Below are 25,792 nucleotides of genomic sequence, written 5' to 3' on the forward strand. Positions count from 1 at the left end.
CCCTGACGAATGGCGGGGGGCGCTGCCCCCCGGGCCCCCCGGGATATTTTCAGCAAGATAAAGGGGAGCGGTTTGCGTGAAGGGGGCGGGTTTCCGCCCCCTGCGGCATCGGAAGGGATCAGAGATCCATCAAGAGGCGGCGCGGATCTTCGAGCGCTTCTTTCACGCGCACGAGGAAGGTCACCGCGCCCTTGCCGTCGACGATCCGGTGATCGTAGCTGAGCGCCAGATACATCATCGGGCGGATCACGATCTGGCCGTTCACCACCACGGGCCTCTCCTGGATCTTGTGCATGCCAAGGATGCCCGATTGCGGCGGATTGAGGATCGGCGAGGACATCAGGGAGCCATAGACGCCGCCGTTCGAGATCGTGAAGGAGCCGCCCTGCATTTCCTGCATGGTCAGCTTGCCGTCGCGGCCGCGTTTGCCGAGCGCGCCGATTTCCTTTTCGATTTGCGCAAAGCCCTTGGCATCGGCATCGCGCACCACCGGCACGACGAGGCCCGAGGGCGTGCCCACGGCCACGCCCATATGGACGTAGTTTTTATAGATGATGTCGCCGCCGTCGATCTCGGCATTGACCTCGGGCACCTCCTTGAGCGCATGGCAGCAGGCCTTCACGAAGAAGCCCATGAAGCCGAGCTTGACGGCGTGTTTTTTCTCAAACTGGTCCTTGTAGGCGTTGCGCAGATCCATCACTGCCGACATGTCCACCTCGTTATAGGTGGTCAGCATCGCGGCGGTGTTCTGCGCATCCTTGAGGCGGCGCGCGATGGTGGCGCGCAGACGGGTCATCTTCACGCGCTCTTCGCGGGCGGCATCCTCGGCCGGAACGGGCGCGCGCGGCACTGAAGCGGGCGGCGGCGCAATCGAAAGCTGCGTGGTCTGCACAGGCGCGGCTGCGGGCGCGGGGGCAGCCGCGGCAGCCGCCACATCTTCCTTCATGATCCGGCCGTCGCGACCGGTGCCGGTGACCTGATCGGGGGAAAGCCCGGCCTCGGCCATCGCCTTTTTCGCGGCGGGCGCATGTTCGACATCCTTGCCCGCCGCAGCCGGGGTCGGAGCGGCTGCCGGAGCAGCGGCTTTCGGCGCGGCGGCCGCGCCAGCACCCTCGGCCATGACCGCAAGCTTGCCCCCCGCGGCGACGGTCTCGCCCTCGGCGGCGAGGATCTGGCTCAGCGTGCCCGCGACGGGGGCGGGCACTTCCACCGAGACCTTGTCGGTCTCAAGCTCGCACAGGATCTCATCTTGCGCCACGGCATCACCCGGTTTCTTGAACCAGGTGGAAACGGTGGCTTCCGACACGCTTTCGCCCAGCGCAGGCACCATTACATCCGTCATCTTGACCTCTTGAGAATTGGGCGCGGCGGAACGCGGGGCGGCCGGGCCTTCGGGCTTGGGTTGGGCGGGCGCGGCTTTCGCGCCAGCAGGCAGCAGCGTGGCGAGGAGGGCATTCACGCCCACCGTCTCGCCTTCGGCGGCGACGATCTCGCCCAGCACGCCCGCCTCGGGCGCGCGGACCTCGACCGTCACCTTGTCGGTTTCGAGCTCGCACAGGATTTCGTCGGCACCGACCGCCGCCCCGGGTTTGACAAACCAGGTGGCAACCGTCGCCTCGGTGACGCTTTCGCCAAGCGTGGGGACACGCACATCACTCATCGGCTCAGCCCTCCAGCGCGTCGTTCACGAGCGCGTCCTGCTCGGCCTTGTGGCGCGAGGCGAGGCCCGTGGCGGGCGAGGCGGAGGCGGCGCGGCCGGCATAGCGCGGGCGCTGATGCTTGGCGCCGATCTTCGAGAGTACCCATTCGAGGTTCGGCTCGACGAAGGTCCAGCCGCCCTGGTTCTTCGGCTCTTCCTGGCACCAGATCACCTGGGCATCCTTGAAACGGCCCAGCTCGGTCACCATCGAATGCGCCGGGAACGGGTAGAACTGCTCAAGCCGCAGGATGTAGACATCTTCGAGCCCGCGCTTGTCGCGCTCGGCCAGCAGGTCGTAATAGACCTTGCCCGAGCAGATCACGACGCGGCTGATCTCGGCATCGGGCTTCACCGTGAGTTCCGAATTGCCCGGATGCTGCGGATCGGCATCATCCCAGTTCACGCGGCGGAAGAACGAGCCGGTGGTGAAATCCTCGGCGCGCGAGATGCAGAGCGGATGGCGCAGCAGCGATTTCGGCGTCATCAGGATCAGCGGCTTGCGGAAGTTGCGGTGGATCTGGCGGCGCAGGATGTGGAAATAGTTCGCGGGCGTCGAGACATTGGCGACGATCCAGTTGTCTTCCGCGGAGAGTTGCAGGAAGCGCTCGGGGCGCGCCGAGGAGTGCTCGGGGCCCTGACCCTCAAAGCCATGCGGCAGCAGGCAGACCAGCCCCGACATCCGCAGCCATTTGCGCTCGCCCGAGTTGATGAACTGGTCGAACATGATCTGCGCGCCGTTCGCGAAATCGCCGAATTGCGCTTCCCAGAGGGTGAGCGCGTTCGGCTCCGCGAGCGAATAGCCGTATTCGAAGCCGAGCACCGCATATTCCGAGAGCATCGAGTCGATGACCTCGTATTTTGCCTGACCGGGCTTGATGTGGTTGAGCGGGTAGTGGCGCTCTTCCGTGGTCTGGTCGATCAGCCCGGAATGGCGCTGGGAGAAGGTGCCGCGGGTGCAATCCTGCCCCGCAAGGCGTACCGGGAAGCCCTCGGCCAGAAGCGAGCCGAAGGCGAGCGCCTCGGCCGTGGCCCAGTCAAAACCCTGGCCGCTCTCGAACATCGCCTTTTTCGCCTCGAGCTGGCGCGCAACGGTGCGATGGATGTCAAAATCTTCCGGGTGGCTCGTGAGAGCCTTGCCCACTTCCGCCATCAGTTCGGGCGAGATCGGGGTGACGCCCGCGTCATAATCCGAGGTTTGCCGGTCGAGATGCTTCCAACGGCCATCGAGCCAGTCCGCCTTGTTCGGGCGGAACTGTTTGCCGGCCTCGTATTCCTCGTTCAGCACGGCCTGGAAGGCGGCCTTCATGTCGTCGATCTCGCCTTCGGGGATCAGCCCGTCGGCCACCAGCCGCTCGGTATAGAGCTGGAGCGTGGTCTTGTGGCCCTTGATGTTTTTATACATCGCCGGGTTGGTGAACATCGGCTCGTCGCCTTCGTTATGGCCGAAGCGGCGATAGCAGAAGATGTCGAGCACCACGTCCTTGTGGAACTTCTGGCGGAATTCGATGGCCACTTTCGCGGCATGCACCACCGCCTCCGGGTCGTCGCCGTTGACGTGGAAGATCGGGGCTTCCACCATCAGCGCGATATCGGTCGGATAGGGCGAGGAACGCGAGAAGTGCGGCGCCGTGGTGAAGCCGATCTGGTTGTTGACGACGATATGGATCGTGCCGCCGGTGCGGTGGCCGCGAATGCCGGAAAGCTGGAAGCATTCCGCCACCACGCCCTGACCGGCAAAGGCCGCGTCGCCATGCAGCAGCACCGCCATCACCTGCGTGCGGTCAGGATCGTTAAGCTGGTCTTGCTTGGCGCGCACCTTGCCCAGCGCCACCGGGTTCACCGCCTCAAGGTGCGAGGGGTTCGCGGTGAGCGACAGGTGCACGGTATGCTCGTCAAAAGTCCGGTCGGCGGAGGCGCCGAGGTGGTATTTTACATCGCCTGAGCCATCGACATCGTCGGGCTTGTAGGAGCCGCCCTGAAATTCGTGGAAGATCGCCCGGTAGGGCTTCATCATCACATTGGCGAGCACCGAGAGACGGCCCCGGTGCGGCATGCCGAAGACGATTTCCTTCAGCCCGAGATTGCCGCCGCGCTTGATGATCTGCTCCATCGCCGGAATGAGCGCTTCGCCGCCATCAAGGCCAAAGCGCTTGGTGCCGGTGTATTTGACATGCAGGAACTTTTCGAACCCCTCGGCTTCGACGAGCTTGTTGAGGATCGCGCGCCGCCCCTCGCGGGTGAACTGGATCTCCTTGCCGTAGCCCTCGATCCGTTCCTTCAGCCAGGCGGCTTCCTCGGGGTTCGAGATATGCATGTACTGCAGCGCGAAAGTGCCGCAATAGGTGCGCTTGAGCACGTCGATGATCTGGCGCATCGAGGCGATCTGCAGCCCGAGCACGTTGTCGATGAAGATCATCCGATCCATGTCGGCCTCGGTGAAGCCGTAGGAACGCGGATCGAGTTCGGGGTGGGGGTCGCCCGAGCGCATGCCGAGCGGGTCGAGATCGGCGATCAGATGGCCGCGGATCCGGTAGGCGCGGATGATCATCAGCGCACGGATGGAATCGAGCACGGCGCGCTTGATCGAGTCCTCCGAGGCCTGCACCCCCGCGGCCTTGGCCGCAGCGGCGATCTTCTCGGCGGCGGCCTTGCTTTCCTTCGGCGCGACCGGCATCGCCCATTCGCCGGTCATCGCCGCGGTCAGGTCGTCATCGGGGCTCGGCGGCCAGTCGGCGCGCGCCCAGCTCGGCCCGTGGGCAGACCGTTTCGCATCCACCTCACTGTCGCCGAGCGAGGCGAAGAAGGAGGCCCAGGCCGGGTCGACCGAGCCGGGGTCATTGGCGTAATTGGCGTAAAGCTGCTCGACGTAATCGGCATTCGCGCCCTGCAGAAAGGACGAGGCATGCAGCTGGTCGTTCGGAGAATGATCATTCATCGGCGTGATCCTTGCGAGATCGGTTGAGGGGCTGGGCTGCGGCGCGGGGGCGGCGCCGGGGCCGGTCGGTATCAGTTGCAGCGCACCACGAGCGCTTTCATGCCGGGAACCCGGTCGCCGGGTTCGGTGACATGCGAGTCTTTCAGCGCCCGGCCATAATGGCCGCACAGCCGCGCCGGGGCGGCCGCGACCGCCGCCTTGTCAGCGGCGAAAAGGTCGTAATAGATCACGCTCTGGCGAGCATCTCCCGAGAGCGCGGCCACCGCATCGCTGTTGATGCCGGTGATCGCGGTGAACTCGGCCTTCGGCCGGTCATCGCGCGGGATCGGCGGCGCCAGATCGGGCGCAGTGGCGGGCGTCGTCGGGCTGATGCAAGCCGAAAGCGTAAGCGCCGCGAGGCCAAGCGTGGAAAGGCGGAACAGGGACATGCCGGTCTCCCTCAGTCGCGATAGACGACGAGCGCTTCGCCGCCATTGGTGTTGAATACGAAGATGTAGCGCTTGCCGTTCACCACCTTCTGCGCGGTGGTGCCAGCGCCGGTAAGCCCCTGCGCAGCAAAGAAGGCCTGTCGCAGGAGTTCGGGGGCGGCGACATCGGCGCCGGTGACGGCGCATTCAAACCCGTGCGGCGTCGTGACATTGACCTGAACGCTCTGATCGAGGGCGGGGTTTTCGGCGATATAGGCGGTGGGGCCGAGCAGGCCCGAGCCGCTGAGCGCGCTCGGGCCGAAGCCGCGCGCCCTTGCCGCATTGGCAATGGCCGCAGGATCGTCGAGATGGGCGGCACAGAGCGCCCCGAAGGTTTCGACGAGCGGTTGAGCGGCGACCGAAGCCGCGCCGGGGCCGGAAACGGCAGCCGGGGCGGGAAGCGGCATCGCGACGATCGCCCCCGGGGTGGCCTGCGCATAGCCGGTCGCGCCGGTGGAGATCATGCCCGCCGGGACCGCCGCGACAACGCGCGCCGGAGCGGTGGTGACCGGACCGGGCGGCGGGGCGGTTGTCGGGGTGCTCGCGCATCCGGCAAGCATCAGCGCGGCGCCCCCAGCCAGGATTGTTACCCGTTTCCTCGTCATCTTGACCTCCAAAGACTTCATCTCACGACCGGAGACCGGTCGCGGGACGGGGGGCATGCCCCCAAGAGGGAAGGGGCGGCTCCGCCCCTTCCGATGGTCCGGGCCTCAGCCCTTGATCGCTTTCAGCACGGCCTCGCCGAGGCTCGCCGGGCTGTCGGCCACGACGATGCCCGCGCGCTTCATCGCCTCGATCTTGCTTTCGGCATCGCCCTTGCCGCCCGAGACGATCGCCCCGGCATGGCCCATGCGGCGGCCCGGAGGGGCGGTGCGCCCCGCGATGAAACCCGCGGTGGGTTTCCAGCGGCCCTTTTTCTTTTCCGCCATCAGGAATTCGGCGGCTTCTTCCTCGGCGGAGCCGCCGATTTCACCGATCATGATGATCGAGGTGGTTTCCGGGTCGGCGAGGAACATCTCAAGCACGTCGATATGTTCGGTGCCCTTGATCGGGTCGCCGCCGATGCCCACGGCGGAGGATTGGCCAAGGCCCACATCGGTGGTTTGCTTCACCGCTTCATAGGTCAGCGTGCCCGAGCGCGAGACCACGCCCACCGAGCCGCGCTTGAAGATCGAGCCCGGCATGATGCCGATCTTGCAGGCGTCGGGCGTCATCACGCCGGGGCAGTTCGGGCCGATGAGGCGGGACTTGCTGTCGACGAGCGCGCGTTTCACCCGCATCATGTCGAGCACCGGAATGCCCTCGGTGATGCAGACGATGAGTTCCATCTGCGCGTCGATCGCCTCAAGGATACTGTCAGCGGCATAGGGCGGCGGCACATAGATCACCGTCGCATCGGCGCCGGTCACGTGCTTGGCTTCATGGACCGAGTTGAAGACCGGCAGGCCGAGGTGTTCGCTGCCACCCTTGCCCGGCGTCACGCCGCCGACCATCTTGGTGCCATAGGCGATCGCCTGTTCGGAGTGGAAGGTGCCCTGCGAGCCGGTGAAGCCCTGGCAGATGACCTTGGTGTTTTCGTTGACGAGGACCGCCATGGGTCAGTCTCCTATTACGAGAAGATTGCGCTGACGAGGTGCCAGCCGGTAAAGCCGAAGGCGACCAGAGCGAAGCCGCGAAGCATCCAGACTTGTGCCAAGAGCACGGTCGGATTCTGGGCCAAACGCTCCATGCCGCCTTGGCGCCATGTCTTTGCCACCTCACGCCGCCATGCCATGTAGCTGCTCTCCTTGCGCGTCCGCTGCATGGCCTCTGCGAAGAGAGCCATCAGCACGCACATCACGAAGAGAGCAAAGCCGAGCATGGCAAGGCCGACGTGAGTGTTCATCCTTTCACCGCTGCGACGATTTTCTTCGCGCCATCGGCCAGATCGTCGGCCGCAATCACGTTGAGCCCGGATTTCGCGATGATCTCCTTGCCCAGTTCCACATTGGTGCCCTCAAGGCGCACGACGAGCGGCACCTTCAGCCCCACTTCCTTCACCGCCGCCAGCACGCCCTCGGCGATGATATCGCAGCGCATGATGCCGCCGAAAATGTTGACGAGAATACCCTTCACCTTCGGGTCGGAGGTGATGATCTTGAACGCCTCGGTGACCTTTTCCTTGGTCGCGCCGCCGCCCACGTCAAGGAAGTTCGCCGGTTCCGCGCCGTAAAGCTTGATGATGTCCATCGTCGCCATGGCGAGGCCCGCGCCGTTCACCATGCAGCCGATCTCGCCGTCGAGTGCGATGTAGTTCAGATCGAACCGCGAGGCTTCCAGCTCTTTCGGGTCTTCCTCGGTCACGTCGCGCAGGTCGAGAATGTCGGGCTGGCGGTAAAGCGCGTTGTTGTCAAAGCCGAGCTTCGCGTCGAGCACTTTGAGGTGATGGTCGGTGGTGACGATCAGCGGGTTGATCTCCAGCATCTCCATGTCCTTCTCGAGGAAGGCCTTGTAGAGCTTTTTGACGAGCTGCGAACATTGCTTGATCAGGTTGCCCTCGAGCCCGAGCGCAAAGGCGATACGGCGACCGTGGAAGTCGCTGAGCGAGGTGGCCGGGTCAACCGAGAAGGACAGGATCTTTTCGGGCGTATGCGCCGCGACTTCCTCGATATCCATGCCGCCCTCGGTCGAGCAGACAAAGGAGATCCGCGAGGTCTTGCGGTCGATCAAGAGCGCGAGATAAAGCTCGCGGTCGATGTCCGAGCCCTCCTCGATATAGATGCGGTTGACCTGCTTGCCCGCCGGGCCGGTCTGATGGGTGACAAGCGTCCGGCCCAGCATCTTGCGCGCCTCGGTCTCGGCTTCGGCGACCGACCGGGCGAGCCGCACGCCGCCCTTTTCGCCCGCCTCGGGCTCGACGAAATGGCCCTTGCCGCGGCCGCCGGCGTGGATCTGCGCCTTGACCACCCAGAGCGGGCCATCAAGCTCGCCCGCCGCCGATTTTGCCTCGTCGGCCTTGAGCACGACGCGGCCCTCGGAGATCGGGCAGCCGTAGCTCTTGAGGAGCTGTTTGGCCTGATATTCATGAATATTCATGGCTTGGTTCCCATGCTGATTTGTTCGCCCCGGTGTCGCACATCCCTCTGTTGTAACAAAACGATAAATGCGTGATTTGCAGGCAGATGGCGAAGAAAACGGGTTTTGTGATCACGCATTCGCAGAGTGTGATCACAAAATTTCGGGACCAGCAAAAATGCTTGCGATAACGGAATCAGCCGCAGTGCAGCATAAGCCCCGTCGCCGCGCCACAAAGGAAAAGGGCGGGGAAACCCCGCCCTCTCCAGCCCGGTCCGGGCAATCCTTTGCGCGGCTCAGGCCAGCGACGGATCAATCGTCTTGCAAGCGGCCACGAGGCCTTTGACAGCATCGACGGATTTGTCGAACATCGTCTGTTCGGCATCGTTGAGCTTGATGTCGACAACCTTCTCGATGCCGCCGGCGCCGATGATCGTCGGCACGCCGACATACATGCCGTCAAGACCGAAGGCGCCATCCACCCAGGCCGCGCAGGGCAGCAGGCGCTTTTGGTCCTTGAGGTACGCTTCCGCCATCTCGATCGCGGAGGTGGCGGGGGCGTAGAAGGCCGACCCGGTTTTCAGCAGGCCAACAATCTCGGCGCCGCCGTCCCGGGTGCGCTGGACGATCGCGTCGAGTTTTTCCTGCGTGGTCCAGCCCATCGAGACCAGATCCGGCAGCGGGATACCGGCAACAGTCGAGTAACGCGCGAGCGGCACCATCGTGTCGCCGTGGCCGCCGAGCACGAAGGCGGTGACGTCTTTCATCGACACGCCGAATTCGACCGAGAGGAAGTGGCGGAAGCGCGCCGAGTCGAGCACGCCGGCCATGCCGACAACCTTTTCCGCCGGCAGGCCGGAGAATTGCTGCAGCGCCCAGACCATCGCGTCGAGCGGGTTGGTGATGCAGATCACGAAAGCGTTCGGCGCATGGGCGGCAATGCCTTCGCCCACCGATTTCATGACTTTCAGGTTGATGCCGAGAAGGTCATCGCGCGACATGCCCGGCTTGCGCGGCACGCCCGCGGTGACGATGCAGACATCCGCGCCGGCGATGTCTTCGTAGGAGTTGGTGCCCTTGAAGCAGCCGTCGAAGCCTTCCGAGGGGCCGGATTCCGCAATGTCGAGCGCCTTGCCCTGCGGCGTGCCCTCGGCGATGTCGAAGAGGACAACGTCCCCCAGTTCTTTGATCGCGGCGAGGTGGGCAAGCGTGCCACCGATCTGACCGGCGCCGATGAGGGCGATCTTGGGTCGGGCCATGGGTTCCTCCAGAGGTCATGCTGTTATGGGTGTTGCGCGAAGGACTAGCGTTTCGGCGCCCGTCTGTCCATAGCGCTGCGGTGCCGCGCGGCGGGTGCGTGTAAATTGTATGCGATTGCATGCCGTATTTCGGCACTGTTTGCGCTAAACATTTCCTTGCAGGCGCCCGTTTGATGGTTCATCCGGGGCCGAGGAGGTCTGGGCCGGACGAAGCCGGTCCGGACCGGCCGAATCTCGGAGACGGAATGGAACTGGACGGCTTTGGCTGGGCAATGGCGATCCTTGCCGCGATCAGCGTCGGAATTGCAAAGGGCGGGCTGCCAATGGCCTCCTCGCTCTCGGTGCCGCTTCTGGCGGGGGTGATGAACCCGGTCGCCGCGGCGGGGCTGTTGCTGCCGGTCTACATCATCTCCGACATCTTCGGGCTGATTGCCTATCGGCGGGAATTCGACGCCCGGGTGCTGAAAATCATGATCCCTGCGACGATGCTCGGCGTCGGGTTCGGCTGGGCAACCGCCTCGGTGGTGCCCGAACGGGCGGTAACGGCGCTTGTGGGGGGCATCGGTGTGGTCTTTGCGCTCAATGCGCTGATCCGCCCGCATCTGGGCATGGCGCGCGCGGCGAAAGTCGGCCCGGGCCTGTTCTGGGGAGCGCTTACCGGCTTCACGAGTTTTGTCAGCCACTCGGGCGGCCCGCCTTATCAGGCCTATGTGATCCCGCTCGGCTTGCCGCGGACGGTTTTTGCGGGCACCTCCACGATCCTTTTTGCCTGGGTCAATGCGATCAAGCTCATTCCTTATGCGGCGCTTGGCCAGCTCAATTTCTCGAGCCTCGAGCTGGCCTTGAAACTGGCGCCCTTCGCGGCCCTCGCCGTCTGGAGCGGAGTAAAGCTCGTGCGCGTGATCCCGCATGAGACCTTCTACAAGATCGTCACCTGGGCGCTGCTCCTGATCTCGCTGAAACTGCTTTGGGACGTCTTCATCTGACGTCGCGGGCGGTGTGTTCCCGCGTCACGCAACCAATTCGGCGAAATACCCACCCACAAGGCATTGAAAAAAATAAATATCTCAACAGCACCCGCAATGGAAGCCGTCAATACCCCAAGGGATGCGGGGGGGGCAGCGCCCCCGCAAGGGCCGCGCCCCGCTTGCGGGGCGCGAAACCTCTCCTCTCGATCCGGTTCAGACCTTGAGCGCGGGGATGATCTGCTTCTTGCGGCTCATGATGCCCGGCAGCACGACGCTGTCGCCGGTGACGGTGCAGCCAAAGCTCGCCTCGGCGACTTTTTTCACGAAGTCGTTCGGCACCAGCAGCGTCGCTTCCTCGTTGAGGATGTCGACGACGAAAAGGAGCACCTGATCGGCGCCGTCTTCCTTGGCCACGTCGACCATCGAGGCCATCAGGCTCGCCTTGCGGTCGAGCACCAGCTTCGGTGCGGTGGTTTCGAGCACGCTCACGCGCAGCTCCTTGCCATCGACGGTGTATTCCTTGCTGTCCATGCGCAGCAGTTCGGCATCCGAGAAGGCCGAGACATCGGATTTCGCCTCGAACATCGCCGTGGCGAGCGCGCCCATGTCGACGCCGAGATCGGCTGCCAGCGCGGCGCAGACTTCCTTGTCATGCGCGGTGGTGGTGGGCGAGCGGAATTCGAGCGTATCGGAGAGGATGCACGACAGCATCGCGCCCTTGATGCCGCGCGGCGCCTTGGCCACGGCCTCGCCCATCAGGTCATACATGATAGTGGCGGTGCAGGCGAGCGGGCGGATCGTGATGTCGATCGGACCCTTGGTCTCAAGCCCGCCCACCAGCTTGTGGTGGTCGATGATCGCGGTGATGTCGGCCTTGTTGATGCCCTCGGGCAGCTCGGCAGGGTTGTTGGTGTCGACGATCACCACTTTCTCGCCCTCGGCCACGCCCGAGATGATCTCGGGTTTTTCAAGCGCCCAGTGCTTGAGCACGAAAGCGGCTTCGGTGTTGGGCTCGCCGAGCAGCGCGGCGCGCGCGGGCTGGCCCAGCACTTCGGTCATGTACCAGGCCCAGGCGATGGGCGAGCCGGTGGAATCGGTGTCAGGAGATTTATGGCCGAAAACCTTGGTGGTCATGCGTTCCTCGGGTGATCTGATGGTGTGAAGTCGGACGCCTTATAGGCACTGCCGGGGCGCTTGTCACCTCCCGGCAGCGGCTTTCACACCCGCGCCCGAGGGGCTCAGTCGTCCATCTTCAGCGCGGCGATGAAGGCGCTTTGCGGGATCTCGACCTTGCCGAACTGGCGCATCTTCTTCTTGCCCGCCTTCTGCTTTTCCAGAAGCTTCTTCTTGCGGGTGGCATCGCCGCCATAGCATTTCGCGGTCACGTCCTTGCGCATGGCGGAAAGCGTCTCGCGCGCAATCACCCGCCCGCCGATCGCTGCCTGAATCGGGATCTTGAACATGTGGCGCGGGATCAGCTCCTTGAGCTTTTCCACCATCGCCCGGCCCCGGCCCTCGGCGCGGTCACGGTGCACCATGATCGAGAGCGCGTCCACGGGCTCGTCATTCACAAGGATCGACATTTTCACGAGAAAATCCTCGCGATATTCGGCAAGCTGATAGTCAAAGCTCGCATAGCCCTTGGTGACGGATTTCAGCCGGTCGTAGAAATCGAACACCACCTCGGAGAGCGGCAGGTCATAAACGACCATCGCGCGCGAGCCCGCATAGGTGAGATCCATCTGGATGCCGCGCCGGTCCTGGCAGAGCTTGAGCACGTCGCCCAGATATTCGTCGGGCACCATGATCGTCGCCTTGATGCGCGGCTCCTCGATATGGTCGACATAGGTGAGGTCAGGCAGGTCGGCGGGGTTGTGGAGTTCCCGCACCTCGCCGTCCTTCATGTAGAGCTTGAACACAACCGAGGGCGCGGTGGTGATCAGATCAAGATCATATTCGCGCTCGAGCCGGTCACGGATCACCTCGAGGTGCAAAAGCCCGAGGAAGCCGCAACGGAAGCCAAAGCCGAGCGCGGCCGAGGTCTCCATCTCGGAGCTGAAGCTTGCGTCGTTGAGCGCGAGTTTTTCAATCGCGTCGCGCAGGGCGTCGAAATCATTCGCGTCGACCGGAAAGAGGCCGCAGAACACCACCGGTTGCGCCGGTTTGAAGCCCGGCAGCGGCTTGTCACAGGGCTTTTTCTCATGCGTGATCGTGTCGCCCACGCGGGTATCGCGCACCTGCTTGATCGAGGCGGTGAGAACGCCGATCTCGCCCGGGCCAAGCTCGGCAATATCGACCATCTGCGGCTTCAGCACGGCCAGCTTGTCGATGCGGTAGGCCGCACCGGTTTGCATCATCTTGATCTGGTCGCCCTTGCGGATCACCCCGTCCATGACGCGGATCATCACGACAACACCGAGATAAGCATCATACCAGCTGTCCACCAGCATCGCCTTGAGCGGCGCGTCGCGCTCCCCTTCGGGCGGGGGCAGCCGGTGCACGATTGCTTCGAGCACATCGGGAATGCCGAGCCCGGTCTTGGCCGAAATCGGAACCGCGTCGGAGGCATCGAGGCCGATCACATCCTCGATATTCGCCTTCACCGCCTGCGGGTCGGCCGCGGGCAGGTCGATCTTGTTCAGGACCGGCACGATCTCATGGCCCGCATCGAGCGCATGATAGACATTGGCGAGCGTCTGCGCCTCAACGCCCTGCGAGGCGTCAACGACCAGAAGCGAGCCCTCGACCGCGCGCATCGAGCGCGAGACTTCATAGGCGAAGTCGACATGGCCGGGGGTATCGATCAGGTTCAGGATATAGGTCTGGCCATCCTTCGCCGGATATTCGATCCGCACGGTGTTCGCCTTGATGGTGATGCCGCGCTCACGCTCGATATCCATGCTGTCAAGGAGCTGCTCCTTCATGTCGCGCTGCGCCACCGTGCCCGTCATCTGGATCAGACGATCGGCCAGCGTGGATTTGCCGTGGTCGATATGCGCCACGATGGAGAAGTTGCGGATGTGATCGAGCTTTTTCATGCCGCGCGTATAGCGGCAAACAGGCAGGCCGGGAAGGGGTCTCGGAAGCGCTGCAAAGGGTCTTTCACCGCGTCTGACAAGGCTCTCGCACGCGTCGCGATATTGCCATTGACCGCGCGCTCCGCTTGGTCGATCAATCGCAGCACAGACCCCCGGAGGCACCCATGATCCTGTCCGTCCCCAACATGACCTGCGGCCATTGCAAGGCCGCCGTCGAGAATGCCATCACCGAAGTGGGCGGCACTGCCCTTGTCAGCCTTGAGGACCGCGAAGTCGAGGTGAACGGCCTGCCCGAGGAAACCGTGCTCGCGGCGCTGAAAGCCGCAGGCTACGAGGCCGAGGTGATCGCCTGAGACTGGCCGGACGCGGCCGCCTTGCGCCACAAATTGCGGCTGCAGTGCGGGGCCTCCCCATATCTTGGCCGGCCTCGCACCCGGGATGAAATGCCGCCGAATGCATTGTATCTGCCGCGCAAATCCCTTAAAAACTTTGTCAAATCAACCGGCGCGGCAGCGACCGCCTGGACCGGCATGAAGACAACCTTGGGAACATCAGCATGAAGACCCTCGTTATCGCGGCAACGCTCACCCTTGCGGGCAGCGCGGCTTTTGCAGGCCCGATTGATGGCGCCTGCCTGCAGGCCGGGCGCACTGCGGACCGGGCGCTTTGCGGTTGCATCCAGCAAGTCGCGGATGCGACGCTTTCCCGCGCCGATCAGCGCCGCGCGGCGAAGTTCTTCACCGACCCGGACATGGCCCAGGATGTGCGCATGTCCGACAGCCGCGCAGACGAGGATTTCTGGCTGCGCTACAAGAGCTTCGCCGAAGCCGCCGAGGCCTATTGCGCTCCCTGAAGCCGTGCGAGCAACGCCTGCGCACCTGCCTCGATAATATCGAGGCATCCATCGAAATCACGGCTGTAATAGGGGTCGGGCACCTCTGAATGCCCTTGCGTTCCCTGCAGGAACATCTCGAGCCGCGCCGTTGCTCCTGCCGGGCGTGCGGATTGCGCATCGCGCAGATTCTGCCCGTCCATCGCCAGAATCAGATCGAATTCCACAAAATCGGCACGGGTGAGCTGGCGCGCCCGCAGCGCGCTCAGGTCATAGCCGCGGCGCGATGCCGCTCTTTGCATCGGCGCATAGGGCGGCTCGCCCGCGTGCCATCCGCCGGTGCCTGCGCTGTCGAGCATGGCATCGAACCCGGCGCCTTCGGCCATCCCCCGGAAAATCCCCTCGGCGGCAGGAGAGCGACAGATATTGCCAAGGCAGAGAAACAGGATACGCATGGGTCATCTGTAACGAAGGAGCGCGCGCATGGCCAGAATCGTGATTCTCACCGGCGCGGGAATTTCGGCCGAGAGCGGCATCCGCACTTTCCGGGCCTCGGATGGGCTGTGGGAAGAGCACCGCATCGAGGACGTGGCCACGCCGGAGGGATTCGCCCGCAACCCGGAGCTGGTGCATCGCTTTTACAATGCGCGCCGGGCCGCCGCCGCGGCTGCGGCGCCAAATGCCGCGCATCAAGCTTTGGCCGCGCTGGAGGCCGACGGGCGGCACACGGTTCTGGTGGTGACGCAGAATGTGGACGATCTGCACGAGCGTGCGGGCACGCAAAACCTCATCCACATGCATGGCACGCTTGCGGGGGCACTGTGCGCGGGCTGCGGCCATCGCTGGCCTGCGCCGACGCAGATGCAGGTCACCGACCCCTGCCCCGCCTGCGGCAAGCCGAAGACCCGCCCCGATATCGTCTGGTTTGGGGAAATGCCCTACCGGATGGAAGAGATCTGGGCCGCGCTGCGGCAGGCCGATCTCTTCGTCTCGATCGGCACCTCGGGCAATGTCTACCCCGCGGCGGGGTTTGTTGCCGATGCGATGCATGCCGGTGTGCCCACGCTCGAACTCAACCTCGACCCCTCTGCAGGCACCCGGATGTTCGACGCAGCGCGCCATGGCCCGGCAACACAGGTGGTGCCCGGTTGGGTGCATGAGATGCTGGCCCGCGACAGATGAATCGCTTGACGCGGGGCCGCTTTGCCCTTATGCCCCGCGAACGGATTTCCGGGAACCGCGCCAGCGGATCTCGCAGTATTGGAAGTGGGCCGCGAGCGCCCGAGGAAACGAAGGAACATCGCCATGTCGCGCGTCTGCGAACTGACCGGCAAAGGCCCGATGTCGGGCAACAACATCAGCCACGCGAACAACAAGACGCGTCGCCGGTTTCTGCCGAACCTGAATGACGTCACCCTGATCTCGGACGTGCTGGGCCAGTCGTTCAAGCTGCGCGTTTCGGCCGCCGGCCTGCGCACCGTTGACCACCGTGGTGGCCTCGACGCTTTCCTGATGAAAGCCTCGGACACCGAGCTTTCGGCGACGGCGCTGAAAATCAAGAAAGCCATCCAGAAAGCCCAGGCCGCTGCCTGATCGCTTCCGATGGTTCGCGCAAGGCCCCGCTTCGGCGGGGTTTTTGCTTTTCAATCAGCGCCCCAGCGCAGCGAGCATCTCGGCCGCTGCAGCCGCGGGGGCGGCGTGGCCCGCGGCCACCGAGGCCCCCAGCGCCTGCATCCGGGCCCGCACTTCGGGGTCGGTGTGCAGCCGCGCCAGCAGCCCCTCGCGCACTTCGGTCTCAAACCAGTGCCGTGCCTGCTCGGCCCGGCGCCGCTCGAAATGGCCCTGCGCGCGCCGCCATTCGGCAAGCGCCTGCATGTCTTCCCAGGCAGCCTTCAACCCTTCTTCGGCGAGCGCAGAGACGGCAACGGCCTTCGGGAAGCCCTCGGGGTCCTGTGGACGGCGGCGCAAGAGCCGCAGCGCGCCCGCATAATCGGACCGGGTGCGCAGGGCGGCGGCCTTCAGATCGCCATCCGCCTTGTTGACGAGAATCATGTCGGCCATTTCCATGATGCCGCGCTTCACCCCCTGCAACTCGTCGCCCCCCGCAGGCGCCATGAGGAGGATGAACAGGTCGGTCATCTCGGCCACAAGCGTTTCCGACTGGCCAACCCCCACAGTCTCGATCAGTACCACATCGAAGCCCGCCGCCTCGCACAGCGACACCGCCTCCCGCGTGCGCCGCGCCACGCCGCCGAGCTGTGCCTGGCTCGGTGAGGGCCGGATGAAGGCCATCGGCTCGCGCGACAGCCGTTCCATCCGCGTCTTGTCGCCCAGAATCGAGCCGCCCGAACGCGCCGAGGAAGGGTCGACCGCCAGCACGGCGACCTTGAGCCCCTGCCCCACCAGCATCATGCCGAAGCTCTCGATAAAGGTCGATTTGCCCACCCCGGGCGTGCCGGAAAGGCCGATCCGCAGCGCCTGTTTTCCCCGCCCTGCGAGCACGTCCAGAAGCGCCGCCGCCTGCGCGCGATGATCCGCCCGCCCCGATTCCACCAGCGTGATCGCCCGCGCCAGCGCCCGGCGCTCCCCCGTCAGGATCCGGGGGGCAAGATCGGTCGCGGGGTCGGTCAACACGGTCATTTCAGCCCTTCCTCAATGCGGTCGCCTAACGAAACTGTCATCGGCGCGTCGATCTGTTCCGGTTTCATGCCCGAGGTGGGCAGTGTATGTCCAGAGTGAACCCCCAGATAGTCCCGAGGCACCGATGAGAGCCGCTCTTCGTTCCCTGACTGCCCTTGCCACCGGGCTCGCGCTCGCGCTGGCGCAACCGGTCCAGGCCGACCAGACAGATCACATCGTCTTCGATGTTGTGCTGGGCGGGATCAAGGCAGGCGAACTGGTGATTGACGGCAAGATCACCGCGGGTCGCTACGGCGCACAGGGCATGATGCAGACAACCGGCCTTGCCGGCATGCTCAAGAAGATCCGCTACGAGGCCGCGGCCGATGGCCGGTTTGCGCAGGGCCGCTTCAGCCCGCGCAGCACGGAGGTTTTGTCGCAGCGCGGCGACAACCGCTCGCGCAATACGGTGATCTACAACGGCGGCGTGCCGGTGTCGGTGATCCATGAACCGCCCCGCGCTTCCCGGCCCAACGACGTCGACCCCGCGAAGCAGGGCGGCACGATCGACCCGCTCACCGCGCTTTACGCCGTTTTGCGCGATGTCCCCCCCGCCGAGGCCTGCAAGCTTTCGGTGACGATGTTTGATGGCACCAAACGCTCTGAAGTGGCCCTCTCCGCGCCCCGGCCTTCCGGCAAGGGCGTGACCTGCGCAGGCGAATACCGCCGCATCGCCGGGTTTTCCGACAAGGAGATGGCGGAAAAGACCCGCTTTCCCTTCACGCTGACTTATGCGCCCACCGCGGATGGCGCCCATCTGCAGGTCGTCGATATTTCCACCGAAACGATCCTTGGCAAAGGCCGCCTGAAACGGCGATAAGGGCCGGGTGAAAGACGCACTGCCCATCGATGCGATCCTGCCTGACCTCTGCCGCACCCTTGCTGCGGCGGGGCGTGTTGTGCTGATGGCTCCGCCCGGCGCGGGCAAGACCACGCGGGTGCCGCTGGCACTCCGCGATCAGGTCGCGGGCCGGATCCTGATGCTGGAGCCGCGCCGCCTCGCCGCGCGCGCCGCGGCCGAGCGGATGGCGGAAACGCTGGGCGAGAGCGTCGGCGCCACGGCGGGTTACCGCATCCGCGGCGAGGCGAAGCTCTCGAAGGCAACCCGGATCGAGGTGGTGACCGAGGGCATTCTTACCCGCATGCTGCAATCCGACCCCGAACTTGCGGGCGTCGGCTGCCTGATCTTCGACGAATTTCACGAACGCTCGCTCAATGCCGATCTCGGCCTCGCGCTCGCCTGGGAGGCGCGCGCGGCGCTGCGCCCCGATCTTGCGCTTGTGGTGATGTCGGCCACGCTCGACGCCGCGCCGGTGGCGGCGCTTTTGGACGATGCCCCGATCCTGCGCTCCGAGGGGCGCGCCTTTCCGGTGGAAACACGATGGCTGCCGCGCCCCGTCGCGCCGGGGATGCGGCTTGAGGCGGCGCTCGCGGGGCTCGTGCACCACGCGGTGGAAGAGACCACCGGCGGCGTGCTCGTGTTCCTGCCTGGCGAAGGAGAGATCCGCCGCGTCGAGGCGCTTTTGCGCGACCGCTTGCCCGCCGATGTCGCCCTGCGCCCGCTCTTTGGCGCGATGGAATTTGCCGCCCAGCGCGCTGCGATTGCGCCTTGCGAGCGGGGCCGCAAGGTGGTGCTCGCCACCTCCATCGCCGAAACCTCGCTCACCATCGAGGATATCCGTGTGGTGGTCGATGCAGGCCGCGCGCGGCGGCTGCGCTTTGACCCCGCCTCCGGCATGGCGCGGCTGGTCACCGAACGCGTCTCCCGCGCCGAGGCCGAGCAGCGCCGCGGCCGCGCGGGCCGTGTCGCCGAGGGGATCTGCTACCGGCTCTGGACCAAGGGCGAAGAGGGCGCACTCCCCGCCTTTGCGCCGCCCGAGATGGCGGTGGCGGATCTCGCGGCGCTTGCGCTTGAGCTTGCGGCATGGGGTTCGGATGGCGCGGACCTTGCCTTTCTCACCCCGCCGCCCGGCCCGGCGCTGGCCGAGGCCCGCGCGCTTCTCGAAAGCCTTGGCGCGCTCGATGCGGGCCGCATCACCGCGCATGGCAAGGCCCTCGCCGCGCTGCCGCTCCATCCGCGCCTCGCGCATATGCTGGTGATGGCCGGGCCCGAAGCGGCGCCGCTCGCCGCGCTCTTGGAGGAACGCGACCCGATCCGCGGCGCCCCGGCAGACCTCACGCTGCGGCTGAGCGCGATCCGCGATCCGGGCCGCTACGAGGCGCACCACCCCGGCCAGCTCCATCGCGGCACGCTGGAGCGCATCCGCACCGAGGCCAAACGCCTCGCGCGCATGGTCCCGGCCCCGGCCGAGCGCTTCAGCCCCGCCGAAATGCTCGCCCTCGCCTACCCCGACCGGATCGGCCTGCGCCGGAAGGGCGATGCCGCGCGCTATGTGCTCTCGGGCGGCAAGGGCGCGGTGGTGGACGAGGCCGACGGGCTTGGCAAGCATCGGCTGATCGTAGCCTCCGACCTTGACGGAGACCCCCGCGAGGCGCGGGTTCGCCAAGGCCTCGCGCTCGCCGATGCCGAGTTGCGCCGCCTTTATGGGGACCAGATCGCGTGGCACGACGTTTGCGCTTGGTCAAAGCGCGACGGGCGCGTTGTGGCGCGCCGCCAGGAGCGCTTTGGCGCGCTGGTGCTCGAAGATCGGCACTGGCCCGAGGCCCCGCCCGAAGCGCTGGCGCGCGGCGCGCTCGACGGGCTGCGCCAGATCGGGCTCCCGCTGACGCCCGCCGCCGCCCGCTTCCGCGCCCGTGTCGATATTTTGCGCGGCGATGGCGCCGCGTTCCCGGACCTCTCCGACGCGGCCCTGCTCGCGGGTGAGGCCCTGCTGCCATGGCTCAAACGCGCGCGCACCGAATCCGACCTGCGCGGTCTCGATCTCACCGAGGCGCTGCGCGCCCAGCTTGACTGGGCCCAGATGGCCGATCTCGACCGGCTCGTGCCCGGCCATTTCGAAACCCCGCTCGGGCGGCGCGTGCCTATCGATTACGGCGCCGAGGTGCCGACGATCGAGGTGAAGCTGCCCGAGATGTATGGCGTGACGCACCACCCCACCGTGGGCCCGAAGCGCCATCCGCTGCGCATCGCGCTCCTCTCCCCGGGCGCAAAACCTATTCAGGTGACGATGGACCTGCCCGGCTTCTGGGATGGCTCCTATGCCGAGGTGCGCAAGGACATGCGGGGCCGCTACCCGCGCCACCCCTGGCCGGAGAACCCGCGCGAGGCCGACCCGACCACGCGCGCGAAACCGCGGGGCACCTAGAGCCCAGCGATCACCGCCTCCGAGCGCGACAGCGTGGCGAAATCGGCGCCAAGGAGGCCGAAGGTCACCGCGGCGATCGCCTCGGCCGAAAGACCCATCATCGGCAGATCGAAGCCCAGACAGGCATCGCGTGGCAAGATCACCTCAAAACCCAGATCGGCGGCGGCCCGCACCGCGGAGGTGACACAAAAGCCAAGCACCGCGCCGGTGACGATGAGCCGGGTGATCCCCTCGGCGCGCAAATGCGCGGCAAGATCGGTCGAGGCAAAAGCCGAAGAGGTGGATTTGTAAAACACCGCTTCCCCCGGCAGGGCCTCGGCGCAAGGCATCGGCTGCGCCCCGGGCGCTGCGGGATAAAACGGCGAGGCGGGATCGGCGTCATGATGGCGCACATGCACGACCGCGAACCCCTTTTCCCGGCAGGCCGTGGCGAGCCGGGCAATAGCGGCCCCGGCCTCGGGGTTCATCGCCGCGCGCCCCCCATCCAGTCGCGCCTGCATCTCCATCTGCATGTCGATGATCAAAAGCGCCGTCTTGCCCATCCTCGCCCCTTCGACTTTGTCCAAATATCCCGGAGGGTGAATTTTGCGCGTCAGCGCAAAAGAGGGGGGCAGCGCCCCCCTTCTGTCTTACTTCCCCAAAGCCCAGCGCATCACGGCCTTTTGCGCATGGAGCCGGTTTTCCGCCTCGTCGAAAATCACCGAATGCGGGCCATCCATCACCGCGCTTGTCGCTTCGTCGTTGCGATGCGCGGGCAGGCAATGCATGAACAGGCAATCGGGCTTCGCCTTGGCCATCAGCGCCTCGTTCACCTGATAGGGACGCAACTGGTTATGGCGACGCTCCTTGGCCGATTCCGGGTCATGCATCGACACCCAGGTGTCGGTCACGATCAGATCTGCGCCCTCGACCGCCTTTGCCGGGTCGCGCTCGATCGTCACCTCAACACCCTTTTCGCGCGCGAACGCGATCCAGTCGCGCTCGGGGTCGAGCGTCGAGGGGCCGGTAAAGGTGAAGTCAAAACCGAACTGCCCCGCCGCCTGCAGGAAGGAGGCGCAGACGTTGTTGCCGTCGCCCGACCAGACCACCTTGCGCCCCGCGATCGGGCCACGGTGCTCCTCATAGGTCATGATGTCGGCCATGATCTGGCAGGGATGGGTGCGGTTCGTCAGCCCGTTGATCACCGGCACCGAGGCATATTCGGCCATCTCAAGGAGCGTCTGCTCCTCGAAGGTGCGGATCATGATCAGATCGACATAACGGCTCAGCACGCGGGCGGTGTCGGCGATGGTCTCGCCATGTCCGAGCTGCATTTCCTTGCCCGAGAGCACCATCGTCTGGCCGCCCATCTGCCGCACGCCAACGTCGAAGCTCACGCGGGTCCGGGTCGAGGGTTTCTCGAAGATGAGCGCCACCATGCAGCCATCGAGCGGCTTGTCGTCATCGGGCGCGCCTTTCGGGCGGCCGAGGCGGGCGGTTTTCATGGCGCGGGCGCTGTCGATCATCGCGCGCAGTTCGGTGGGCGCGGTGGTGTGGATGTCGAGGAAATGGGTCATCATCTTTTCTTTCTTGCGAAGCCGGGGGCTGTCTGCCCCCGGACCCCCGAGGATATTTTCGGCAAGATGAAATCAGGCCGGGTTCTGTTCCAGATGCGCGGCGGCGGCATCGAGGCGGCGCACGGCCTCGGCCATGTCGTCTTCCGAGATCGTCAGCGCGGGCAGGAGGCGCAGCACATTATCTGCCGCGGGCACGGTGAGCAGATGTTCCGCGTAAGCGGCTTTGACCACATCGGCAGGCGCGGGCACGCATTTGAGGCCAAGCATCAGGCCTTGGCCGCGCACCTCGGTGAACACCTCGGGATGGGCCGCAACAAGCCCTTCAAGGCGCTGGCGCAAAAAGGCCGCCTTGCGGCTCACCGCGTCAAGAAACCCCTCGGCGGTGACAATCTCCATCATCTTCGCGCCGATGGCGCAGCCAAGCGGGTTGCCGCCATAGGTCGAGCCATGGGTGCCCGCGGTCATGCCGGAGGCGGCGTTTTCGGTGGCGAGCACCGCGCCAAGCGGGAAGCCGCCGCCGATGCCCTTGGCCACCATCATCACATCGGGCGTGACGCCGGCCCATTCATGCGCAAAGAGCTTGCCGGTGCGGCCCATGCCGCATTGCACCTCGTCAAACACCAGAAGCGTGCCGGTCGCATCGCAGATCTCGCGCAGCCCCTTGAGGAAGGCGTCCGTCGCCGGGCGGATGCCGCCCTCGCCCTGCACCGGCTCGATCAGGATCGCGGCGGTGGTCTCGCCGACCGCGGCCTTGACGGCCTCAAGGTCATCCCAGGGCAGATGCACGAAGCCCGGCAGCAGCGGGCCAAAGCCCTTGGTCATCTTTTCCGAGCCAACCGCGGCGATGGCGGCGGAAGACCGGCCATGGAAGGCACCGGCAAAGGTGATGATATCGGTGCGCTCGGGCGCGCCTTTCTCATACCAGTATTTGCGCACCATCTTCACCGCAAGCTCGCAGGCTTCGGTGCCCGAGTTGGTGAAGAAGACAGTATCGGCAAACGTGGTGGCCACGAGCAGATCGGCGAGCTTTTCCTGCTCGGGGATCTGGTAGAGGTTCGAGACATGCCAGAGCTTGCCCGCCTGTTCGGTGAGCGTGGCCACAAGCGCGGGCGCGGCATGGCCAAGTGCATTCACCGCAATGCCCGCGCCGAGGTCGAGATATCGGCTGCCATCTGCCGCCTCGAGCCAGGAACCTTCGCCCTTCACAAAGGCGAGGGGCGCACGGGAATAGGTGGGCAGGATGGAAGCGATCATTTTGTGCTCCGGAAAAGGAAGGCCAAGGGGTGCAACAGGCGCGCGGCGGCTGTCAACTCTGTCTGGCCGGGATGGGCGGTTTTGTGGAGAGATGTGGCGAGAAGCCACGGCAGATCTGGCGTCAGGCGCGGCTGCGGCGACGTCGGGGACGGGCGATATTTGCGGTCCGGGGGATCATGGGCTGCGCTTAGCGAATCCGTCCCGCGCTGTCAAAGCCAAACGGCGGCATGCTTCACGCTTTTGCGAAAGATGCAGCGCAGATGCGCAACTGACTTGGCCCGGGGGGCGCGCGCCTCTATGATCCCAGCGACTTGAGGAGGACCCCCGGATGATCGTCGAAACCGGGCATTTTGCCCTGATCCTCGCGCTGTTCGTGGCGCTGGTGCAAACCACCGTGCCACTTGTCGGCGCGCACAAGGGCTGGTCGGGCTGGATGGCGGTCGCCGCCCCCGCGGCACTGGCGCAATTCCTGCTCATTGCCACCGCCTTTGCCGCGCTGACCTATGCCTTCGTCGTCTCCGATTTCTCGCTCGAGCTCGTCTATGCCAATTCGCATACCGACAAGCCGATGCTTTACAAGGTCTCTGGCGTCTGGGGCAACCATGAGGGCTCGATGCTCTTGTGGGTGCTGATCCTGTCGCTGTTCGGCGCAGCGGCGGCGGCCTTTGGCGGCGCGCTGCCCGAGCGGCTGCGCGCGCGGGTGCTCTCTGTGCAGGGTTCGATCGGGCTTGCGTTCCTTGCCTTCATCCTCTTCACCTCGAACCCGTTCACGCGGATCGTCGATGTGCCCTTCAACGGGCGTGACATGAACCCGCTTTTGCAAGACCCCGGCCTCGCCTTCCACCCGCCCTTCCTCTATCTCGGCTATGTCGGGCTCTCGATGGCGTTTTCCTTCGCCGTCGCCGCGCTGATCGAGGGGCGGGTCGATGCCGCCTGGGCGCGTTGGGTGCGGCCCTGGACGCTCGCGGCCTGGGTGTTCCTCACCATCGGTATCGCGCTCGGCTCGTGGTGGGCCTATTACGAGCTCGGCTGGGGCGGCTTCTGGTTCTGGGATCCGGTCGAGAATGCCTCTTTCATGCCCTGGCTGCTCGCGGCGGCGCTGCTCCATTCCGCCATCGTGGTCGAAAAACGCGAGGCGCTGAAAAGCTGGACGATTCTCCTTGCGATCATGGCCTTCGGCTTCTCGCTGATCGGCACGTTCCTCGTGCGCTCGGGGGTCATTTCCTCGGTGCACAGCTTCGCCAATGACCCGGAGCGCGGCGTGTTCATCCTGATGATCCTCGCCGCCTTCACCGGTGGCGCGCTGATGCTCTATGCGGCGCGGGCGGGGGAGATGCAGGCCAAGGGCATCTTCTCGATGGTCAGCCGCGAATCTGCGCTGGTGATCAACAACATCCTGCTTGCCGTCGCGGCGCTTGTCGTCTTCACCGGCACGGTCTGGCCGCTGGTGGCGGAACTCTTGTGGGATCGCAAGCTCTCGGTCGGCGCGCCCTTCTTCGAGAAGGCCTTCACCCCCTTCATGGTGGCGCTGGCGGTCCTGCTGCCAATCGGCGCGATGATGCCGTGGAAGCGCGCAAACCTCGCCCGTCTGGTCGGCCCGCTCGCGCCCGCCGCGATCCTCACCCTCGCGGTGATGGCGCTCGTCTGGACGATGGCCACCGGGCGGCCGGTGCTCGCTCTCGTTTCCGCCGGGCTCGGCTCCTGGCTCGTGTTCGGAGCGCTTGCCGAGATCTGGCAGCGTGCGGGCCACACCCCCGCCCGCATCGCCCGGTTGCCGCGCGCCGATTGGGGCAAGGCGCTGGCGCATGGCGGGCTTGGCATCACCATCGCCGGGATCGGGCTTTTGATGGCCGGTCAGGTCGAAGATATCCGCGTGGCAAAAGCGGGCGACAGCTTCACGGTCGCGGGCTTCGAGATCACGCTTGACGGGGTCGAGGCTGTGCCGGGGCCAAACTACACCGCGCAGCGCGCGACGATGGAGGTGCACCGCGGTGACAGGCTCATTGCGACGCTCCACCCCGAAAAGCGCGTCTATCCAGTGCAGGCGATGCCCACGACCGAGGCCGATATCGACAACGGCTTCTGGCGCGACATCTACCTTGTCATCGGCGATCCGCAGGAGGGCGGGGGCTGGGCAGTGCGCACCTATATCAAACCCTTCGCGAACTGGATCTGGGCGGGCTGCCTGATCATGGCCTTTGGCGGGCTGATGAGCCTCTCGGACCGGCGCTACCGGGTCGCCGCCGGAGCGCGCAAGGCCGCGCCTCTCACGGCCGTTCCTGCGGAGTGAACCGATGCTGAAACGTGTTTTGCTGCTCGCCCTTCTTACCCTCGCCGCACCAGCACATGCCGTGCAACCCGACGAGGTGCTCGCCGATCCCGCGCTTGAGGCACGGGCGCGGCAGATCTCCCAAGTGCTGCGCTGCCCGGTCTGCCAAGGCGAGAATATCGACGAATCGAACGCCGGCGTCTCGCGCGATCTGCGCCTTGCCGTGCGCGAACGGCTCGTTGAGGGCGATACCGACACGCAGGTGATCGACTATGTGAAGGATCGGTTCGGGGAATATGTGCTTTTCGAGCCCGAGCGCAGCGGCGCGAACCTGATCCTTTACTGGATGGGGCCGGTGGTTCTGGTGATTGCACTTGGCGGCGTGTTCTTGTGGCTGCGCGGGCGGCGCAAGGACGAGGCCGCGCCCACCGTGGCGCTGAGCGTCGCCGAGCAAGCCCGCCTGAAGGAATTGCTCAAGGACTGAGGCAGCGCCGGTATGCGGCTGTTGCCCTGCGC

At 65.5% G+C, this 25,792-nt stretch carries 24 protein-coding genes; 9 read left to right on the forward strand and 15 right to left on the reverse strand.

Annotated elements, in window-relative coordinates; translation table 11 throughout:
- Positions 1-118: 118 nt before the first annotated feature.
- The 8 genes from odhB to mdh form a co-directional block, all read right to left on the reverse strand.
- Positions 119-1,660 carry a 2-oxoglutarate dehydrogenase complex dihydrolipoyllysine-residue succinyltransferase gene (gene odhB / locus CRO22_RS01865; protein WP_097068401.1) on the reverse strand — a complete coding sequence of 514 codons (1,542 nt, stop codon included), beginning with the start codon at positions 1,658-1,660 and terminating at the stop codon, positions 119-121.
- 4 nt (positions 1,661-1,664) lie between these two features.
- A complete protein-coding gene (locus CRO22_RS01870; protein WP_097068402.1) occupies positions 1,665-4,634 on the reverse strand; it encodes a 2-oxoglutarate dehydrogenase E1 component in 2,970 nt (989 codons plus the stop codon).
- A 71-nt stretch (positions 4,635-4,705) separates the two neighbouring features.
- Positions 4,706-5,062: a hypothetical protein gene (locus CRO22_RS01875; protein ID WP_097068403.1), complete on the reverse strand. Its 357-nt coding sequence runs from the start codon at positions 5,060-5,062 to the stop codon at positions 4,706-4,708.
- Positions 5,063-5,073: 11 nt separating this feature from the next.
- A complete protein-coding gene (locus CRO22_RS01880) occupies positions 5,074-5,706 on the reverse strand; it encodes a hypothetical protein (protein ID WP_141399401.1) in 633 nt (210 codons plus the stop codon).
- A gap of 105 nt (positions 5,707-5,811) precedes the next feature.
- The gene (sucD, locus tag CRO22_RS01885; RefSeq protein WP_097068405.1) at positions 5,812-6,696 is read right to left on the reverse strand and encodes a succinate--CoA ligase subunit alpha; all 885 of its coding nucleotides are present in this window, start codon (positions 6,694-6,696) and stop codon (positions 5,812-5,814) included.
- Between the two features lie 14 nt (positions 6,697-6,710).
- Positions 6,711-6,986 carry a hypothetical protein gene (locus tag CRO22_RS01890; RefSeq protein WP_097068406.1) on the reverse strand — a complete coding sequence of 92 codons (276 nt, stop codon included), beginning with the start codon at positions 6,984-6,986 and terminating at the stop codon, positions 6,711-6,713.
- Positions 6,983-8,176 carry an ADP-forming succinate--CoA ligase subunit beta gene (gene sucC, locus CRO22_RS01895; protein ID WP_097068407.1) on the reverse strand — a complete coding sequence of 398 codons (1,194 nt, stop codon included), beginning with the start codon at positions 8,174-8,176 and terminating at the stop codon, positions 6,983-6,985. The genes CRO22_RS01890 and sucC overlap by 4 nt, the downstream gene beginning before the upstream one ends.
- 275 nt (positions 8,177-8,451) lie before the next feature.
- Positions 8,452-9,414, reverse strand: a complete 963-nt coding sequence (gene mdh, locus CRO22_RS01900) for a malate dehydrogenase (RefSeq protein ID WP_097068408.1) — start codon at positions 9,412-9,414, stop codon at positions 8,452-8,454.
- Between the two features lie 251 nt (positions 9,415-9,665).
- On the opposite strand from mdh, the gene CRO22_RS01905 reads away from it, so the two are divergent.
- Positions 9,666-10,400 (forward strand): sulfite exporter TauE/SafE family protein, encoded by a 735-nt coding sequence (locus tag CRO22_RS01905; RefSeq protein WP_176518540.1) that lies wholly within the window; start codon positions 9,666-9,668, stop codon positions 10,398-10,400.
- A 195-nt stretch (positions 10,401-10,595) separates the two neighbouring features.
- On the opposite strand, the gene CRO22_RS01910 is transcribed toward CRO22_RS01905, so the two are convergent.
- Together CRO22_RS01910 and lepA are read right to left on the reverse strand one after the other, a co-directional pair.
- On the reverse strand, positions 10,596-11,516 hold the full coding sequence (locus tag CRO22_RS01910) for a manganese-dependent inorganic pyrophosphatase (RefSeq protein ID WP_097068410.1): 921 nt from the start codon (positions 11,514-11,516) through the stop codon (positions 10,596-10,598).
- A 104-nt stretch (positions 11,517-11,620) separates the two neighbouring features.
- The gene (lepA, locus tag CRO22_RS01915; RefSeq protein ID WP_097068411.1) at positions 11,621-13,420 is read right to left on the reverse strand and encodes a translation elongation factor 4; all 1,800 of its coding nucleotides are present in this window, start codon (positions 13,418-13,420) and stop codon (positions 11,621-11,623) included.
- 164 nt (positions 13,421-13,584) lie between these two features.
- Between lepA and CRO22_RS01920 the strand changes: the two genes are divergently transcribed.
- A complete protein-coding gene (locus CRO22_RS01920; protein ID WP_097068412.1) occupies positions 13,585-13,773 on the forward strand; it encodes a heavy-metal-associated domain-containing protein in 189 nt (62 codons plus the stop codon).
- A gap of 203 nt (positions 13,774-13,976) precedes the next feature.
- Complete coding sequence (locus CRO22_RS01925) at positions 13,977-14,273, forward strand: hypothetical protein (protein ID WP_097068413.1); 297 nt, start codon at positions 13,977-13,979, stop codon at positions 14,271-14,273.
- Here CRO22_RS01925 and CRO22_RS01930 read toward each other — a convergent pair.
- The gene (locus CRO22_RS01930) at positions 14,258-14,707 is read right to left on the reverse strand and encodes a low molecular weight protein-tyrosine-phosphatase (RefSeq protein ID WP_097068414.1); all 450 of its coding nucleotides are present in this window, start codon (positions 14,705-14,707) and stop codon (positions 14,258-14,260) included. The genes CRO22_RS01925 and CRO22_RS01930 overlap by 16 nt on opposite strands.
- A gap of 28 nt (positions 14,708-14,735) precedes the next feature.
- Between CRO22_RS01930 and CRO22_RS01935 the strand changes: the two genes are divergently transcribed.
- Positions 14,736-15,434, forward strand: coding sequence for an NAD-dependent deacylase (locus CRO22_RS01935; RefSeq protein ID WP_097068415.1), 699 nt, complete (start codon positions 14,736-14,738; stop codon positions 15,432-15,434).
- Positions 15,435-15,557: 123 nt separating this feature from the next.
- Positions 15,558-15,845: a 50S ribosomal protein L28 gene (gene rpmB / locus CRO22_RS01940; protein ID WP_097068416.1), complete on the forward strand. Its 288-nt coding sequence runs from the start codon at positions 15,558-15,560 to the stop codon at positions 15,843-15,845.
- A 54-nt stretch (positions 15,846-15,899) separates the two neighbouring features.
- On the opposite strand, the gene meaB is transcribed toward rpmB, so the two are convergent.
- Complete coding sequence (gene meaB, locus CRO22_RS01945) at positions 15,900-16,892, reverse strand: methylmalonyl Co-A mutase-associated GTPase MeaB (RefSeq protein WP_097068417.1); 993 nt, start codon at positions 16,890-16,892, stop codon at positions 15,900-15,902.
- Positions 16,893-17,016: 124 nt separating this feature from the next.
- Here meaB and CRO22_RS01950 point away from each other — a divergent pair, with 124 nt between their 5' ends.
- Positions 17,017-17,751, forward strand: coding sequence for a DUF3108 domain-containing protein (locus tag CRO22_RS01950; RefSeq protein WP_097068418.1), 735 nt, complete (start codon positions 17,017-17,019; stop codon positions 17,749-17,751).
- A gap of 7 nt (positions 17,752-17,758) precedes the next feature.
- Entirely contained in the window at positions 17,759-20,197 is a 2,439-nt protein-coding gene (hrpB, locus tag CRO22_RS01955) for an ATP-dependent helicase HrpB (protein ID WP_097068419.1), read from the forward strand.
- Here hrpB and CRO22_RS01960 read toward each other — a convergent pair.
- From CRO22_RS01960 to CRO22_RS01970, 3 genes are all read right to left on the reverse strand, one after another.
- Positions 20,194-20,739: a cysteine hydrolase family protein gene (locus tag CRO22_RS01960; protein WP_097068420.1), complete on the reverse strand. Its 546-nt coding sequence runs from the start codon at positions 20,737-20,739 to the stop codon at positions 20,194-20,196. The genes hrpB and CRO22_RS01960 overlap by 4 nt on opposite strands.
- 87 nt (positions 20,740-20,826) lie before the next feature.
- A complete protein-coding gene (gene argF / locus CRO22_RS01965) occupies positions 20,827-21,753 on the reverse strand; it encodes an ornithine carbamoyltransferase (protein WP_097068850.1) in 927 nt (308 codons plus the stop codon).
- Positions 21,754-21,825: 72 nt separating this feature from the next.
- Positions 21,826-23,007, reverse strand: coding sequence for an aspartate aminotransferase family protein (locus CRO22_RS01970; protein ID WP_097068421.1), 1,182 nt, complete (start codon positions 23,005-23,007; stop codon positions 21,826-21,828).
- Between the two features lie 328 nt (positions 23,008-23,335).
- Between CRO22_RS01970 and CRO22_RS01975 the strand changes: the two genes are divergently transcribed.
- The gene (locus CRO22_RS01975) at positions 23,336-25,297 is read left to right on the forward strand and encodes a heme lyase CcmF/NrfE family subunit (protein ID WP_097068422.1); all 1,962 of its coding nucleotides are present in this window, start codon (positions 23,336-23,338) and stop codon (positions 25,295-25,297) included.
- 4 nt (positions 25,298-25,301) lie between these two features.
- Complete coding sequence (locus CRO22_RS01980) at positions 25,302-25,760, forward strand: cytochrome c-type biogenesis protein (RefSeq protein ID WP_097068423.1); 459 nt, start codon at positions 25,302-25,304, stop codon at positions 25,758-25,760.
- Positions 25,761-25,792 lie beyond the last annotated feature (32 nt).

Origin of the sequence: Rhodobacter maris (assembly GCF_900217815.1) — a bacterium.
GTDB classification, from domain to species: domain Bacteria; phylum Pseudomonadota; class Alphaproteobacteria; order Rhodobacterales; family Rhodobacteraceae; genus Rhodobacter; species Rhodobacter maris.